Source organism: Blastococcus colisei, assembly GCF_006717095.1.
Lineage (GTDB): Bacteria > Actinomycetota > Actinomycetes > Mycobacteriales > Geodermatophilaceae > Blastococcus_B > Blastococcus_B colisei.
Map to the genome: position 1 here is coordinate 49,516 of NZ_VFQE01000001.1, position 15,592 is coordinate 65,107.

Consider the following 15,592-nt stretch of genomic DNA (forward strand, 5'->3'; position numbering starts at 1 on the left):
ACCGCCGACCCGGGGACGGCGTCCCCTGCGAGGCAGTGAGCGTCTCGACGACGAGCAGCAGCCCGGAGGGCCGCCTGGTCTCCCACCGCACCGAATCTCCGGGCGGTTCAGTCACATCCCCGCGGACCTGGCTCGATGAGGGAACGGCTTCTCATGCGGTGGCTTCTGCAAGGCCGGCGAAGACGATGACGTTGGCCTGGTAGTCGCCGGTGTCCTCGTCGAAGGCTCCCCCACAGGTGATGAGCCTCAGACCCACCTCGTCGATGTCGCCGTAGACCTCGTCGGTCGGAAAGTCGCCTTTGGGATGCTCTTCGACCCGGTCGACCACGAAGGTCACGACGGTGCCGTCGGCGCGGTCGATGACGACGGTGTCCCCGCCGCGCAGCTCGCGCAGCCCGTAGAAGGCTCCGGGCTGGCCCTCCCAGTCGACGTGTGCGGCCAGGACGGCGGGTCCCAGCCGCCCTGGGGCAGGGCTGCCGTCGTACCAGCCCACGGGGTAGGCGCCCGGCGGGACCTCCATGCTCCCGTCGCTCTCGAGGCCGAGATGCATGATCTCCGAGGTCATCCCCAGGGCCGGGATCTGGACCCGGACCGGATCGCTGGCCGGCAGCTCACGGAGGCCGGCGGCCGGGGAGACCTGCCCAGGCGTCGCGGGCGTCGTGGTCGGCGCCGCGGTGACCGGTGCGGCAGCGACGGCCGACGGCACGGCCAGCCGGGCGGAAGGGCCGGTGTCCTGCGGGAGGAGGACCACCGCTCCGACGCCCGCGACGGCGAGCAGGACGGAGGCAGCGGTCCAGACGTGGCCGGCACGGGCCCGGTCGGTCCGGTCGGTCCGGGCGGCGCGGCGCGCGGCTCGTCCGTAGCGAGTGACGGCAGGTGGTCGGGCGAGAAGGTGCCGCACCCCTGCCTCGCCGACCGACGTCGGCACGCGCGGTGGTGGCGGCGGATACGGACCCACGATCCGCGCCACACCGCCCACCCCGGCCCCTGAGGGACCGAGGTGGGCGGTGTGCGCGCGGTCGAGCATGTGCCTGGTGATCAGGCAGTCGTGCGGGAGTTCCGCCGCGCGGCGAAGGCGGCGCCACCGGCCGCGGTGAACGCGAGGCCGCCGAGGACGTAGGGCAGCGAGCCCGCCGCGTCGGTGGACGCGCTGCCGTCGCCGGCCGCGACCCCGCCGGCGGGGGTGGCCTTCAGGACGCCACACAGGGCGGGGTCGGTGGCCTCACCGGGCAGCGACGCGTCCAGGTCGGACACACCGCGGTTACCAGCGCTGTAGGTGCCGTTGCCGTCGTAGTCCACACCGTGGACGACGACGACAGCCTTGCCCGCGAGGATGGCCGTGGCGACCGCTTCGCTCACCTGGACGTCTCCGCGGGAGTACGAGAAGTTGTCACCGACGGGCATGCGGTCCACGGCCAGGCCGGACGTGGGGGAGGTGTCGCCCGAGGTGGTCAGCGACACCACGATCTCGCCGTAGGCCGGGCCACCCTCGGTGGTGGTGAAGTGCTCGTGGGGATTGGTCTCGCCCGAGAGCGCCGCAGCGTTGTTGTCCGACGCCGTGGGGCACGCGTTGCGGGCCGCCTCGCCGAAGTGGATGTGCGCCGCGTGCGGCGCCCCCGCCAGCAGGCCCTGGGCCGCCAGGGTGAACGACAGGTTCGTGCCCGAGATCTGAGCGGTTGCCTGGCCGCTGGCGGTCACGGGGTTGACGGGCACGGGCGTCAGGTCGGCCCGGGCCGAGCCCTCCGCTGCGGCAGCGGGGCCCGCTGCCGCCAGCAGGGCGGTGAAGCCGACGATCGGGACGGTCAGGGCTGCGCGCGTGATGCGGTTCACGGTGCACCTCTCATCGATGTCCCCGCGGAGCCGCTGGTGTGGGCGCCGTCGAGGCAGGTCTTCCACACCGGGTATCGGTGGCCGGTGGCCCTGCTGTGACCCGTCACGGGCAAAAAGATTGCGGGAAACAGTCTTTTGCGGCGCCAGTGAGCACTCGAGTGGTCGCTGTGAACTCGCCCGGGACCTGTTCTGCTGGGGCCTTCGAACCGTGGCGGGGAGCATGAGCCCGCCGCGGTAGCGGTGGCCCGCTCGGCGTACCGGTGACAGTCGTGGAACTGCTCGAGCCCGTTGCGGCAGCGTCCGATCACGGTGCGGCGTCGGCCGCTGAACACCCCGCGCCACGTCGCCGCCTGGCTACACCGAGCTGATCGGACACGCGTTGCCGCAGGGCGCCGCGCTGCGTGCGGTGTCCCGGCAAGACGCAGAAGTGGAGACGAGGGGAATCGAACCCCTAACCCCCGCCTTGCAAAGGCGGTGCTCTGCCAATTGAGCTACGTCCCCTGAGCCGTCCCGAGGGGCGGCCGGGTGGTTCAGCGGGTGGTGGGCGTGCTGATCGCGTCGGGGCCCTTGGTGGCCTCGTGCCACAGGTCGGCCTCGGCCTTGCCGCTCGAGCGCTTCCGCACGGCGGCCAGGGCTCCGGCGGCGACGGCGGCCAGAGCCAGCTTCTTCAGCACGCGGGGGACCTCCTCGACCGCTTCGGCGCACCGCCGGGACGGTGACCGATACGGCGCTCGGCGCCGGAGGCTGGTGCAACCGGCGAGGGACACACGGGTGGGCCTGGGAGGACTTGAACCTCCGGCCTCATCCTTATCAGGGATGCGCTCTAACCGCCTGAGCTACAGGCCCGTGAACCTCGAACAGTCTACGTGACGGGATGGAACGGCCTCGTCGCAGGGTCCCGCCACGAGCTTGCGAGTGGTGGGGGGCGACGAGGTCCTTTCTCAGTCGCGTTCGGAGAGCGTGAGCTCCAGACCGCCCACCAGATCGGAGCAGAGGTTGTAGATGAACGTCCCGACGGTGCAGAGCGCCGTCATCAGGACGATGTTGATCCCCCCGATGATCGCCGCGCCACCGAAGACCAGACCCGGGGTGACGACGTCGCCGCCCGTGTCCGACCCGGACGCCGAGCCGATCTGCCCGAAGAGGTCGTTGAGGGTGTCGAAGACGCCCAGGGAGTTGAGCACGCCGTAGAGGACGCCGACCGCGACCATCCAGATGAAGAACAGCGCGATCGACAGGACCAGCGAGATCTTCAGCGCCGACCAGGTGTCGATGTGGCGCAGTTGCAACCGGGCCCGACGGGGACCGCGGCCCCCGGGGCGCGACGGGCGGCGACCGCCGGAAGGGCGACCACCCACCCCCGTGTCGGCGCCCGCCTCGGCAGCGGCCTCCGGGGCCGAACCTGTCGTCGAGCCCCCCGCCGATCCCTTCGCCGCCTCCGGCGTCACGGCGGCGGAGCCCGCCGGCGGCGGCACCGGCGGAGCGCCTGCGGGCCCGCCGGCCGGCGGGTTGCCGGTGGCGGGGCCCTGCGCCCTCTGCGTGCCGGTCGTGGGGATCGACTGCGTCCCCGTCGAGGGTCGGGACGGATCCGGGGCGCCGGCCGGGCCCTTGCCAGCGGGCGCGGCTCCCGACGACGCGGCTGTCGGCCCTCCGTCCCCGGCGGGGGACTCGGTGCGCACCGAACCCTGCGTCCGGTCGCTCATGCCAGTCTCCCCATCCCCGGGCGGCGCACGCCGCTCCCCAGCGTGGCCGGGCCGGTCACGCTGTGATCCAGGCCCAGATTAGGCTTCGGGCTCGTCGTTGTCCGTCGTACGGGCGATTGCCACGATCGACACGTCCTCGGGCAAGTTCATGAGCTTGACACCCATCGTGGCGCGGTCCTTGTTGTGTCGCACGCCGTTCACCGGTGTCCGGATCACGCCGCCACCGGAGGTGATGGCGTACAGCTCGTCGCCGAGGGTCACCGCCAGGGCGCCCACCAGCGCGCCCTTGCGAGCCTTCGGATCGGCGGTGAGCACACCCTTGCCGCCGCGTCCCTGGTTCGGGTAGTTCTCGATCCCGGTCCGCTTGGCGAAGCCGCGCTCGGTGGCGACGAGGACGTCGACACCCTCCTGCACGACCATCATCGACAGCAGCCGGTCGTCGTCGGACAGCGAGATGCCGCGGACGCCCTCGGTCGCCCGGCCCATCGGCCGCAGCGCGCTGTCGTCGGCCGTGAACCGGATCGACATCGCCTTGCGGGTCACCAGGAGCAGGTCCTGGTCCTGGTTGATGAGGACTGCCCCGACCAGCTCGTCGCCGTCGCGCAGGTTGATGGCGATCACGCCACCCTGGCGCGGGCTGTCGAAGTCGGTCAGTCGGGTCTTCTTGACCTGGCCCTTGGCGGTGGCCAGCGCCAGGTACGGGGCGACCGAGTAGTCCTTGATCTGCATGACCTGGGCGATCTTCTCGTCCGGCTGGAACGCGAGGATGTTCGCCACGTGCTGGCCGCGGGCCGTGCGGTTGGCCTCGGGCAGCTCGTAGGCCTTCGACCGGTAGACCCGGCCCTTGTTCGTGAAGAACAGGATCCAGTCGTGGGTGGAACCCACGAAGAAGTGGTCGACGATGTCGTCCTGCTTCAGGGCCGCACCCATCACGCCCTTGCCGCCACGGCGCTGCGAGCGGTAGAGGTCGCTCTTCGTCCGCTTCGCGTAGCCGGTGCGGGTGATGGTGACGACGACCTCCTCCTCCGCGATGAGGTCCTCCATCGAGACGTCGCCGTCGTTGGCGATGAACTGGGTGCGCCGGTCGTCGCCGTACCTCTCGACGATCTCGGCCAGCTCGTCGTGGATGATCTGCCGCTGCCGCTCGGGGGAGGCGAGGATCGCCTCGAGGTCGGCGATCTCCCGCTCGAGCTCGGCCAGCTGGTCGAGGATCCGCTGACGCTCGAGCGCGGCCAGCCGGCGCAGCTGCATGTCCAGGATCGCGACGGCCTGGATCTCGTCGATGTCGAGCAGCTCCATCAGCCCGCCGCGGGCGGCGTCGGCCGATTCGCTGTTGCGGATGAGCGCGATGACGGCGTCGAGCTGGTCGAGGGCCTTGGCAAGACCGCGCAGGATGTGCGCGCGCTCCTCGGCCTTGCGCAGCCGGTAGCGGGTCCGCCGCTGGATGACCTCGATCTGGTGGTTGACGTAGAGCTTGACCAGCTCGTCCAGGCGCAGCGTCCGGGGGACGCCGTCGGCGATGGAGAGCATGTTGCAGCCGAACGTCGTCTGCAGCTGGGTGTGCTTGTAGAGGTTGTTCAGCACCACCTTGGCGACGGCGTCGCGGCGCAGGGTGATCACCAGCCGGCGACCGACCCGGTCGCTGGACTCGTCGGCGATCTCGCTGATGCCCTGCAGCCGGCCGTCCTTGACCGCCTCGGCGATGGACTCGGCCAGGTTGTCCGGGTTCACCTGGTACGGCAGCTCGGTGCAGACCAGCTGCACCCGCCCGCGGGAGTCCTCCTCGACGGTGACGACGGCACGCATGCGCACCGAGCCCCGGCCGGTCCGGTACGCGGAGTCGATGCCCTCGCGGCCGACGATCAGGCCGTACGTCGGGAAGTCCGGGCCCTTGATCCGCTCCATGCAGGCGGTGAGGGCTTCCTCGGGCTCGGCGTCCGGGTGCTCGAGGATCCAGAAGACGGCCGCGGCCACCTCGCGCAGGTTGTGCGGGGGCATGTTGGTGGCCATGCCGACGGCGATGCCGGCGGAGCCGTTGATCAGCAGGTTCGGGATGCGCCCCGGCAGGACCAGCGGCTCCTGGTTCTTGCCGTCGTAGTTCGGCTGGAAGTCGACGGTCTCCTCGTCGATGTCCCGGAGCATCTCCATGGCCAGCGGGGTCAGCCGGGCCTCGGTGTACCGCATGGCGGCAGCCGGGTCGTTGCCCGGGGAGCCGAAGTTCCCCTGCCCGTCGACGAGCGGGTAGCGCATCGACCAGGGCTGGGCCAGCCGCACGAGGGCGTCGTAGATCGACGAGTCGCCGTGCGGGTGGTAGTTACCCATGACCTCACCGACGACGCGCGCGCACTTGACGTAGCTGCGGTCGGGTCGGAAGCCCTGGTCGTACATCGCGTAAAGCACGCGGCGGTGCACGGGCTTGAGGCCGTCGCGGACCTCGGGCAGGGCGCGGCCGACGATCACCGACATCGCGTAGTCGATGTAGCTGCGCTGCATCTCCTGCTGGAGGTCGACCGGCTCGATGCGGTCACGCGCGGGGGTCTCGGTCACGGTTCAGGTCTCCACGGTCGGGTGGGCGGTGCGGGATGCGGTCGCGTCCGATCCCCTCGCAAGGCCCCGCTGCGAGCGTGCGAGCAGTGGGGGGCGAAGGGGTCCTTCATCAGACGTCGAGGAAGCGGACGTCCCGGGCGTTGCGGGTGATGAAACTGCGGCGGGCCTCGACGTCCTCGCCCATGAGGACGCTGAACAGCTCGTCGGCCGTAGCGGCGTCCTCGAGGGTCACCTGCAGCAGGATCCGGGTCTCCGGATCCATCGTCGTCTCCCACAGCTCCTTGGCGTTCATCTCACCGAGGCCCTTGAACCGCTGGATCGCGTCGTCCTTGGGCGGCTTGCGGCCGTCGGCGGCCGCAGCCTTGAGGACGGCGTCCTTCTCGCGGTCGGTGTAGACGTACTCGTCCGCGACCTTCCCGCCCCACTTGATCTTGTACAGCGGCGGCTGGGCCAGGTAGACGTGGCCGGCCTCGACCAGCGGCCGCATGAAGCGGAACAGCAGGGTGAGCAGCAGCGTCCGGATGTGCTGGCCGTCGACATCGGCGTCGGCCATCAGGATGATCTTGTGATAGCGCAGCTTCGACAGGTCGAACTCGTCGTGGATGCCGGTGCCGAACGCGGTGATCATCGACTGGACCTCGTTGTTCTTGAGGACCCGGTCGATGCGCGCCTTCTCGACGTTGATGATCTTCCCGCGGATCGGCAGGATCGCCTGGAACATCGAGTCGCGGCCGGACTTGGCCGAGCCGCCGGCCGAGTCGCCCTCGACGATGTAGACCTCGGAGTTGCGCGGGTCGGTCGAGCGGCAGTCGGCGAGCTTGCCCGGGAGCGAGTTGTTGCTGAGCAGGTTCTTGCGGGCCAGCTTGCGGGCGTCCTGCGCCGCCCGGCGGGCCCGCGCGGCCGACGAGGCCTTGTTGATGATCATCTTCGCCTCGGTCGGGTTGGCCTCGAACCAGTGCCCGATCTGCTCGTTGCAGACCCGCTGGACGAACCCCTTGACCTCGGTGTTGCCGAGCTTGGTCTTGGTCTGGCCCTCGAACTGCGGGTCGCCCAGCTTCACCGAGACGATGGCGGCCAGGCCCTCGCGGATGTCCTCGCCGGTGAGCTTCTCGTCCTTGCCTTTGAAGAGCTTCTTCTCCTCGGCGTACCGGTTGACGATCGAGGTCAGTGCCGCACGGAAGCCCTCCTCGTGCGTGCCGCCCTCGTGGGTGTTGATGATGTTGGCGAAGGTGTAGACCGACTCCGAATACGCCTCGGACCACTGCATCGCGACGTCGATCGACATGGCCATGTCGTTCTTGCCGGTGCCCTCGGCGGCGAAGCTGACGACCGACTTGTGGATCGGGCTCTTCTTGGCGTTGATGTGCGCGACGTAGTCGATGAGGCCGGCGTCGTACTTGTACGTGACCTCGGTGGGCTCGAAGGGCACGTCGCCGGCGCCCGCATCCGGCGCGGCCTCGGCGAGGGTGACCTCGTCGGACAGACCGGACTCGGCCTTGCTGTGCCCCGGCCGCTCGTCGCGCAGCACGATCGTCAGGCCCTTGTTGAGGAAGGCCATCTCCTGCAGGCGGCGGTTGATCGTGTCGAACGAGTAGTGCGTCGTCTCGAAGATGTCGCCGTCGGCCCAGAAGGTGATCGCGGTGCCGCGCTTCTTGGTGGGGCCGACCTGCTCCAGCGGGCCGGGCTTGGCGTAGGCGTAGCTCTGCTTCCACTCGGTCCCGTCCCGCCAGACGTTGACGTCCAGCCGGGTGGACAGGGCGTTCACGACGGTGACGCCGACGCCGTGCAGACCGCCGGAGACCCCGTAGCTCTTGCCGTCGAACTTCCCGCCCGCGTGCAGGACGGTCATGATCACCTCGACGGTGGGCCGCTTCTCGACCGGGTGCATGTCCACCGGGATGCCGCGGCCGTTGTCCTCGACCCGGACGCCGCCGTCGGCCAGCAGGGTGACGTGGACCCGGTCGGCGTGCCCCGCCAGCGCCTCGTCGACGGAGTTGTCCACGACCTCCCACACCATGTGGTGCAGGCCGCGCTCGCCCGTGGAACCGATGTACATGCCGGGGCGCTTCCGGACCGCCTCGAGACCCTCGAGGACGGTGATGGAGCTGCCGGAGTAGGCGTTCTCGGTCTGCGTTGCTGCGACCACGTGGGGCCTTCCTATCGAGCATCCGGCACGCGGCTCCCCGGTGCTGACGGGGGGCGACGCGCAGAACGGCACTGGGCCCTGAGGGGCGCAGAACGACGCTGGGCCGGTTGCTGGCGGTTTCTGTCATCGAGGATACCGGGTCCACTGACACGAATGCCGTCGTCCACGCCCTCACGTCGTGTCTGAGCCCCTTCCGGCTCCTCCGCCACCACCGGTGCTGCCCCGGGGCGGGACACGCCGTCCTCGGACGGCTGGACCGTGCGGCGGGCGCTGCACGCCGAACGCGCCGACACTCGGGCGCGTGGCCTCCGACGCACCGAAGCTCTGCCTCGTCACCGGCGCGACCGGCTACATCGGCGGCCGGCTGGTCCCCGAGCTGCTGGCCGCCGGGCATCGCGTGCGGGTCATGACCCGCTCCCCCGAGCGCCTCCGGGGCCGGCCGTGGGCCGACCAGGTCGAGCTCGCCCGCGCCGATGCCACGGACGCCGATCAGGTCGCGGCGGCCTGCGCCGGGGTGGACGTCGTCTACTACCTGATCCACGCGCTGGGCGGGGGTACGGCCTTCGAGAACACCGACCGCCGCGCCGCCGAGGTCATGGCCCGGGCGGCGCGCGGCGCGGACGTGGGGCGCCTGGTCTACCTCGGCGCCCTCCGGCCGCAGGGGGAGGAACTGTCGCCGCACCTGCGCTCGCGGACCGAGGTCGCCGAGATCCTGCTCGCGTCGGGTGTCCCCACGGCCGTGCTGCGTGCCGCGGTCGTGCTGGGGTCGGGGTCGGCGTCCTTCGAGATGCTGCGGTATCTGACCGAGCGGCTGCCCGTCATGGTGACGCCGCGCTGGGTGCACAGCCGGATCCAGCCGATCGCCGTCCGCGACGTGCTCAGGTACCTGGTCGGCTGCGCCCGGCTGCCCACCTCGGTGCACCGGGCGTTCGACATCGGCGGCCCGGACGTCATGACCTACGCCGAGATGATGCAGCGGTACGCCGAGGTCGCCGACCTCCCCCGGCGCCGGATCCTGCCGGTCCCGTTCTTCTCCCCGTCGCTGTCCAGCCACTGGGTCGGGCTGATCACGCCGGTGCCGGCCGGGATCGCGCGCCCCCTGGTCGAATCGCTGCGCAACACCGTCGTCTGCAGCGAGCACGACATCGCCGTCCACGTCCCGGACCCTCCGGACGGCCTGCTCGGCTTCGACGAGGCGGTGCGCCTGGCGGTCGCTCGGGTCCGGGACTCCGCCGTCGCCACCCGCTGGTCGGGCGCCTCGGTGCCCGGCGCGCCGTCCGACCCGCTGCCCACCGACCCGGACTGGGCCGGCGGCAGCCTGTACGTCGACGAGCGGACGCGATCGACGTCGGCGGACGCCGCAACCCTCTGGCGGGTCGTGGAGGGCATCGGCGGGGACACCGGCTGGTACTCCTTCCCGCTGGCCTGGCGGGCGCGCGGCCGGCTGGACCGCATGGTCGGTGGGGTGGGCCTGCGCCGCGGGCGGCGGGACGCCCACGACCTTCTCGTCGGCGACGCCCTCGACTTCTGGCGGGTGGAGGAGCTCGACGAGGGCCGGCTGCTGCGGCTGCGCGCCGAGATGCGGTTGCCCGGGTTGGCCTGGTTGGAGTTCCACGTGGAACACGGCCGCGGAACCGACGGCGCGACCACGGACGAGGGAGGGAGCACCGTGCTGCGCCAACGGGCGACCTTCGCACCGCACGGCCTGGCCGGCCACGCCTACTGGTGGGCCGTGGCCGCCTTCCACGGGTTCGTCTTCGGCGGGATGGTGCGCGGGATCGTGCGGGCGGCCGAGCAGCGCAGCTGACCGCCGTCCTCCCTCACCGTTCGGGGTCCTCCCTCAGCGTCGACCGCGAGGGAGGACCCATCGTGATCAGGTTTCCTGATCATCAGCGCGCGCGACCAGCGGCTGGGCGGCGGTGGTCAGCGGAACGGCCGGGTCAGTAGCCGGCGGCCAGCGCGCCGACGATCGCCGTCAGCAGCCGGGCGTGGTGCTCGATGAGCTGCGGCCGGTGCCCGTCGGGCCGGACCGCAGCCACGTGCCCACTGCCCGTCCAGAACTCGTCCCCGTCGTCGGTGCCCAGCAGGAGCCCGTGGACGGCGGGGTCCCGGGCGAGGCGCTGCACCCGGGGCCCGTCCTCGGCGGCCAGCAGCTGCCAGCGGCTGTCGAACGCCTCGTCCCCGCTCATCACCGGTACCAGCCCACCGGTGCGGTGCTTCCACAACCGTGCCGGGGAGAGCCGTAGCACCGGCACCGCGCCGAGCAGCGGCGCCGCGGTGACCGCGTACTTCGCCACCCACTGCCGGCCGTAGGGATAGACGACGTCGAAGGCCACCAGTTCCACGGCGCCGGCCCGGCCGCGCAGCACCCCGGCCGGCCGCGCCTCCTTGCCCGGGCGGACCGGCGAACCGGCCAGGAGGTCGGCGAGGACCGCGTCCGCGGGACCGCTGCCGTCGGAGACCGTCCAGCCGTGCTGGAGCGCCCAGCCCTGCGCCCCGAGCTGGTCGCCCTCGTAGCTGAAGGCCCGCTCCATCTCGGGGTCCCGGGCCCGCTGCCGCGAACCGAACAGGCCGCCGCGGGGACGCTCAGGGGCCTCCGTCGTGGGTGGGGTGGGCGGCGCCCAGGACGGGTCCACGTCCGGCTGCCGTCCCCGGTCGGGGGTGGCATCGGGCAGGTCCCACCCCGGCGGCTGCCACGTACCGCCCTCCGCGGTGTGGTCGCTGTCCCGGGGTTGCTTGCGGCGGTCGGCGAAGTTGGGTTCGTCCGCCGGCTCGCTCCCCGAAAGATGGGAGGGCTCCTGCCAGTCGCTGCCGTCGTCGGCACCGTCGCGGTCGCGGGGGCTGCTCATCGCTCCATCGTCCTCCCGGCGTCGCCCGGACCTCCAACGAGCCCGGCGCCGCCTGTCCACACGGCCTATCCGTACGTGTCCCGCGGCCCCCGCCCGCGCACCGAGCGCGGACCCTTCTTCCAGCTGGGGGCCGTCGGTCCGACAACGCGCAGGCGGGTCACGACGTCCCCGCCGATCTGCGCACGCAGCTTGCCGAGGATGGTCGGCGCCAGCAGTCGCAGCTGCGTGGCCCAGGCCGTCGACTCGGCGATCACGAGCAGCTCGCCCTCGGTGAGCGTCTCCGGCCGGCAGTGCTCGGCGATGTCCGGGCCGACCAGCGCCGACCAGCGGCCGAACACCGCGCCGACCCGGGTGCGCTCGGACCAGTCCTGCTCCGTGACCAGCGAGTCCACCAGCCGGCCGAGCGGCTGGGGGTCGTCGGCGCCCGGCCCCGCGCCGGTCCACTTCCGCCGGGGACCGGCGATCCGCCGTCGCGTCGGCTGCGGGCGGGCGGCGGAGGCGGCCCGGGCCGCCTCCAGCGCGGCGCGGGCGATGTCGCTCGGGCGCGCCGGCCGGTCCTCGTTCACGAGGCCTCCTGTCCGGCCGCGGCCCCGTCCTTCACCAGGACGGCGAACCCGCCGCCCACCTCGACCCGGGCCCCGCGCAGCTCCTCCGGCACGTCGTCGAGCACCGCGGCGGTGATCAAGGTCTGCTCGGCGGATCCGGCCACCGCGGCCAGCGCCGCGCGCCGCTCGGCGTCCAGGGTCGCGAAGACGTCGTCCAGGATCAGGATGGGGTCCTCTCCGTCCCCCCTCAGGAGGGCGAAGGTCGCGAGCTTCAGCCCGAGCGCCAGTGACCAGGACTCCCCGTGGCTGGCGAACCCCTTGGCCGGCGATGGCCCCAGGTGGATGACGAGGTCGTCACGGTGCGGGCCGACCAGGGTCATGCCCCGGTCCAGCTCGTCGCCTCTCCGCTCGCCGATCCGCTCACGCATGGCGGCGGTCAGCTCACCGGCCGAGGGCGCGGGCGCTCCTGGGACGACCGCCGTCCCGTCGCCGGCGAGCGGCACCGTCGAGGTGTACCCCAGCGCGGCGACCGCAGCCCCTACGCCGGCGACGCCGGCGTAGGCCTCGGACAGGTGCGGGGCGAGGTCGGCGATCAGCTGCAGGCGCGCGGCCAGCAGCTGGCCACCGAAGTCGGTGAGGTGACCGTCCCAGACGTCGAGGGTCTCGATCGCCTTTCCCCGGGCCAGGCGAGCGGTCTTCAGCAGCGCGTTGCGCTGCTTGAGCACGCGGTCGTAGTCCGACCGCACGCCGGCCAGCCGCGGCGTACGGGTGACCAGCAGCTCGTCGAGGAACCTCCGCCGTTCGGTGGGGTCGCCGCGCACCAGCGCGAGGTCCTCGGGCGCGAACAGCACCGTCCGCACCAGGCCCAGCAGCTCCCGGGGCCGCGGCAGCGGGCCGCGGTTGACGCGGACACGGTTCGCGCGGCCCGGGTTGATCTCGATCTCGACCAGCAGCTCCCGGTCCCCGCTGCGCAGCGCGGCCCGGACCACGGCCTGGCTGTCGCCGTGCCGGACCATCGGGGCGTCGCTGGACACCCGGTGACTGCTCATCGTGGCCAGGTAGCCGACGGCCTCGACGAGGTTGGTCTTGCCCTCGCCGTTGCGGCCGACGAACACCGTGGGGCCGGGGCCGAGCGCGAGGTCGACCCGCTCCCAGCTGCGGAACGACCCCAGTTGCAGGTGCCGGACGTACACCTCAGCCCACGGCACCCGTGGCGTTTATGGCCATAAACGCCGCTGAGAGGTGTCGGCGGGTCATGCGGGCTTCTCGGCCTCTTCCGCCTGGACGGCGCGCACGGCGTGCCCGCCGAACTGGTTCCGCAGCGCTGCGACGGCCTTCATGGTCGGGGAGTCGTCCTGGCGCGAGACGAAGCGGGCGAACAGCGACGCCGCGATCGTCGGCATCGGGACGGCGTTCTCGATGGCCTGCTCGACGGTCCACCGGCCCTCGCCGGAGTCCTCGGCGTAACCGGTGATCTGCTCGAGCTCCGGGTCCTCCTGCAGGGCCCGGACCAGCAGGTCCAGCAGCCAGGAGCGGATGACGGTGCCCTGCGTCCAGGACGCGATGACGCCGGGCACGTCCTCGATCAGGTCGACGGCGGCGAGCAGCTCGTAGCCCTCGCCGTAGGCCTGCATCAGCGCGTACTCGATGCCGTTGTGGACCATCTTGCTGAAGTGACCGGCACCGACGGGCCCGGCGTGCACGAACCCTGCTCCCGGCAGCTCCTGGCCCGACTCGTCATGCGGGGCGGGCGGCTTCAGCGCGTCGAAGATCGGCTGGGACTTGGCGACGTCGTCCTTGGTGCCGCCGACCATCAGCGCGTAGCCGTTCTCCAGGCCCCAGACGCCGCCGGAGACGCCCGCGTCGATGTAGCCGACGCCCTTCTCCCGGCACATCACGTCGTGCACCTGGTCGTCGGTGTACTTCGAGTTGCCGCCCTCGATGATCACGTCGCCCGGGCTGAGCAGCTCGGACAGCTCCTTGACGGTCGCCCGGGTCGGCTCGCCGGAGGGCACCATCACCCAGACGACCCGCGGCGCGGACAGCGCCTCCACGAGCTCGGGCAGGCTCTCGACGTCGCGCTTCCCCGGCGCGCGGTCGTAGCCGACCACCTCGTGGCCGGCACGGCGCAGCCGCTCGGCCATGTTGCCGCCCATCTTGCCCAGCCCGATCAGCCCCAACTGCACGACGGCGTCCCCTCTCGGCGTTCTGTCCTGGTCGGTGGTTCGCGAAGTGGCTCAATCGTGCTGGCTCGCCGGGAGTTGCGCGAAAGGGAGCCGGCTCCGGCGGCTCAGCCGGGCAGCCGCACCGGCATGATCAGGTAGCGGTAGCTCCCGCTGCGCTCGGCCGGCTTCTCCGGCCGGCCGTCGTCGGCGGCCGGCTCCTCGACGCCGGAGAGCACGGCCGGCTTGAGCGGGCTGGTGAAGTCCATCCGCGCCCGCTCGCTGTGCACCGCGGCCAGTCCGTCGAGCAGGAACGTCGGGTTGAAGCCGATGGTCAGCGGCTCGCCGTCGAACTCGACGTCGCAGCGCTCCTCGGCCTGCCCCTCCTCGTCGCTGCCGCCGGCGCGCAGGGTGACCTGCCCGGGGGTGAACTCGCAGCGCAGCGGCGTGCCGCGCTCGGCTACCAGGGCCACGCGCTTGGCGGCGTCGGTGAACAGTCCCACCGGCAGCGTGGCGTGCGAGTTCGACTCGTTGGGCATGATCGCGCGGTACTTCACGAACTCCGCGTCGAGCAGGCGCGTCGTCGTCTGCCGGTCCTTGCCCGACAGGCCGAGGATCCCCTCGCCGGAGCTGCCGGACGCCAGCGAGAGCACGATCTCCGGCCCGCTGGTCAGCGTCTTGGCCGCGTCGGCCAGGGTGCGGGCGGGCACGAGGACCGCGGCGGACACCCCCGGGGTCTCCGGCCGCCAGGCGAACTCGCGCACCGCCAGCCGGTACCGGTCGGTGGCGGCCAGGGTGATCAGGTCGTCCTCGATCTCCAGCCGGACGCCGGTGAGCATCGGGAGGGTGTCGTCGCGGCCTGCGGCCACGGCCACCTGGCCGACCGCCTCGGCGAAGACGTCGCTGTCGACCAGCCCGGCCGACGACGGCATCGACGGCAGGGAGGGATAGTCCTCGACCGGCAGCGTCGGCAGGCTGAAGCGGGCGTTGCCGCAGGTGATCGACAGCCGCGGACCCTCGGCCGTGATGTCCACCTGGTGCGGCGGTAGCGCCCGGGTGATCTCCGCGAGCAGCCGGCCCGGTACGAGGACGCGGCCGGCCTCGGTGGCGTTCACGTCGACCTCGGCGCGGGCGGACACCTCGTAGTCGAACCCGGAGACCGACAGCTGGTTCCCGTCGACCTCGAGCAGGATCCCGGCCAGGACCGGCACGGAGGGACGCGGCGGCAGGCTGCGTGCCGTCCAGGCGACGGCGTCGGCGAGCACCTCACGTGCCACCCGGAACTTCATCTCTCGACCCACCCCAGCTCAGCTTCGGCGTCCCTCTCGCGGGAACGGCCCTCGTGCACCGGCAGGTGGGCGCAGGTGCGTCCGGTGCCGGTGCGGTGCTCATCGTGCCTGCTGCGGTCCCCCCGGGGGAAACCCCGGTCCCTCGATGAGCTGTTACGCCTCTTCCGGCGCAGGCTCCCCACTCCGATCTGCTGCCCGCCGGTGCGGGTCTCGTGCCTGGCTTCGTGTCTGGGTCAGGGCTCGGGGCTGCGCTCCGGAACGGAGCTTCCCCACCCAGAGTGTGGTTCGAGAATCTCCGAGATAACTCCCTCATCCTCGTCATCACACGTGTGGAAGCTGGGGATCGAGGCCGTTCGTGCAGGTCAGGTCCCGACCACGGCTGTTGGCCGATTGTGGGCGGTCACCGTCGACCTGTTGTCGACACGTGGACATCTCGACGGTTGTTCACCGTCGTCGGTCGGCGTCCACCCCTTGTCCCCCGTGTCTCCCTGCTGGATCCCCAGGTCGTGCCCAGCCCGACG

The 15,592-nt window shown here is 71.9% G+C and carries 12 protein-coding genes and 2 tRNA genes; 1 reads left to right on the top strand and 13 read right to left on the bottom strand.

The window, feature by feature from the left end:
• Positions 1 to 151: 151 nt before the first annotated feature.
• From FHU33_RS00250 to gyrB, 8 genes are all read right to left on the bottom strand, one after another.
• Complete coding sequence (locus FHU33_RS00250) at positions 152 to 1,027, bottom strand: class F sortase (protein ID WP_142023557.1); 876 nt, start codon at positions 1,025 to 1,027, stop codon at positions 152 to 154.
• Positions 1,028 to 1,038: 11 nt separating this feature from the next.
• A complete protein-coding gene (locus FHU33_RS00255) occupies positions 1,039 to 1,830 on the bottom strand; it encodes a CHRD domain-containing protein (protein ID WP_211354945.1) in 792 nt (263 codons plus the stop codon).
• Positions 1,831 to 2,258: 428 nt separating this feature from the next.
• Positions 2,259 to 2,331 (bottom strand) — tRNA-Ala (locus FHU33_RS00260).
• Positions 2,332 to 2,360: 29 nt separating this feature from the next.
• Positions 2,361 to 2,504 (bottom strand): DLW-39 family protein, encoded by a 144-nt coding sequence (locus tag FHU33_RS24695; RefSeq protein ID WP_170182268.1) that lies wholly within the window; start codon positions 2,502 to 2,504, stop codon positions 2,361 to 2,363.
• A 98-nt stretch (positions 2,505 to 2,602) separates the two neighbouring features.
• A tRNA-Ile gene (locus tag FHU33_RS00265) sits at positions 2,603 to 2,676 on the bottom strand.
• Positions 2,677 to 2,771: 95 nt separating this feature from the next.
• Entirely contained in the window at positions 2,772 to 3,533 is a 762-nt protein-coding gene (locus FHU33_RS26105; RefSeq protein WP_142023558.1) for a DUF3566 domain-containing protein, read from the bottom strand.
• 78 nt (positions 3,534 to 3,611) lie between these two features.
• The gene (gene gyrA, locus FHU33_RS00275) at positions 3,612 to 6,080 is read right to left on the bottom strand and encodes a DNA gyrase subunit A (RefSeq protein WP_142023559.1); all 2,469 of its coding nucleotides are present in this window, start codon (positions 6,078 to 6,080) and stop codon (positions 3,612 to 3,614) included.
• Between the two features lie 109 nt (positions 6,081 to 6,189).
• Complete coding sequence (gene gyrB, locus FHU33_RS00280; RefSeq protein ID WP_142023560.1) at positions 6,190 to 8,226, bottom strand: DNA topoisomerase (ATP-hydrolyzing) subunit B; 2,037 nt, start codon at positions 8,224 to 8,226, stop codon at positions 6,190 to 6,192.
• 301 nt (positions 8,227 to 8,527) lie between these two features.
• Here gyrB and FHU33_RS00285 point away from each other — a divergent pair, with 301 nt between their 5' ends.
• Positions 8,528 to 10,033, top strand: a complete 1,506-nt coding sequence (locus tag FHU33_RS00285) for an SDR family oxidoreductase (protein ID WP_142023561.1) — start codon at positions 8,528 to 8,530, stop codon at positions 10,031 to 10,033.
• A gap of 133 nt (positions 10,034 to 10,166) precedes the next feature.
• Here the strand turns inward: FHU33_RS00285 and FHU33_RS00290 are convergent, their stop codons facing one another.
• From FHU33_RS00290 to dnaN, 5 genes are all read right to left on the bottom strand, one after another.
• Entirely contained in the window at positions 10,167 to 11,075 is a 909-nt protein-coding gene (locus FHU33_RS00290; protein ID WP_142023562.1) for a hypothetical protein, read from the bottom strand.
• Positions 11,076 to 11,140: 65 nt separating this feature from the next.
• Positions 11,141 to 11,641, bottom strand: coding sequence for a DciA family protein (locus tag FHU33_RS00295; protein ID WP_142023563.1), 501 nt, complete (start codon positions 11,639 to 11,641; stop codon positions 11,141 to 11,143).
• Positions 11,638 to 12,828 (bottom strand): DNA replication/repair protein RecF, encoded by a 1,191-nt coding sequence (gene recF / locus FHU33_RS00300; RefSeq protein ID WP_246063169.1) that lies wholly within the window; start codon positions 12,826 to 12,828, stop codon positions 11,638 to 11,640. The genes FHU33_RS00295 and recF overlap by 4 nt, the downstream gene beginning before the upstream one ends.
• 45 nt (positions 12,829 to 12,873) lie before the next feature.
• A complete protein-coding gene (gene gnd, locus FHU33_RS00305) occupies positions 12,874 to 13,806 on the bottom strand; it encodes a phosphogluconate dehydrogenase (NAD(+)-dependent, decarboxylating) (protein WP_142023564.1) in 933 nt (310 codons plus the stop codon).
• A 104-nt stretch (positions 13,807 to 13,910) separates the two neighbouring features.
• A complete protein-coding gene (gene dnaN / locus FHU33_RS00310) occupies positions 13,911 to 15,071 on the bottom strand; it encodes a DNA polymerase III subunit beta (protein ID WP_142023565.1) in 1,161 nt (386 codons plus the stop codon).
• Positions 15,072 to 15,592: the final 521 nt, after the last annotated feature.

What these genes read in the sequence shown, in the direction of transcription:
- FHU33_RS00250 (WP_142023557.1), bottom strand. Translation starts at nt 1,027, where the DNA reads ATGCTCGACCGCGCGCACACCGCCCACCTCGGTCCCTCAGGGGCCGGG.
- FHU33_RS26105 (WP_142023558.1), bottom strand. Translation starts at nt 3,533, where the DNA reads ATGAGCGACCGGACGCAGGGTTCGGTGCGCACCGAGTCCCCCGCCGGG.
- FHU33_RS00290 (WP_142023562.1), bottom strand. Translation starts at nt 11,075, where the DNA reads ATGAGCAGCCCCCGCGACCGCGACGGTGCCGACGACGGCAGCGACTGG.
- dnaN (WP_142023565.1), bottom strand. Translation starts at nt 15,071, where the DNA reads ATGAAGTTCCGGGTGGCACGTGAGGTGCTCGCCGACGCCGTCGCCTGG.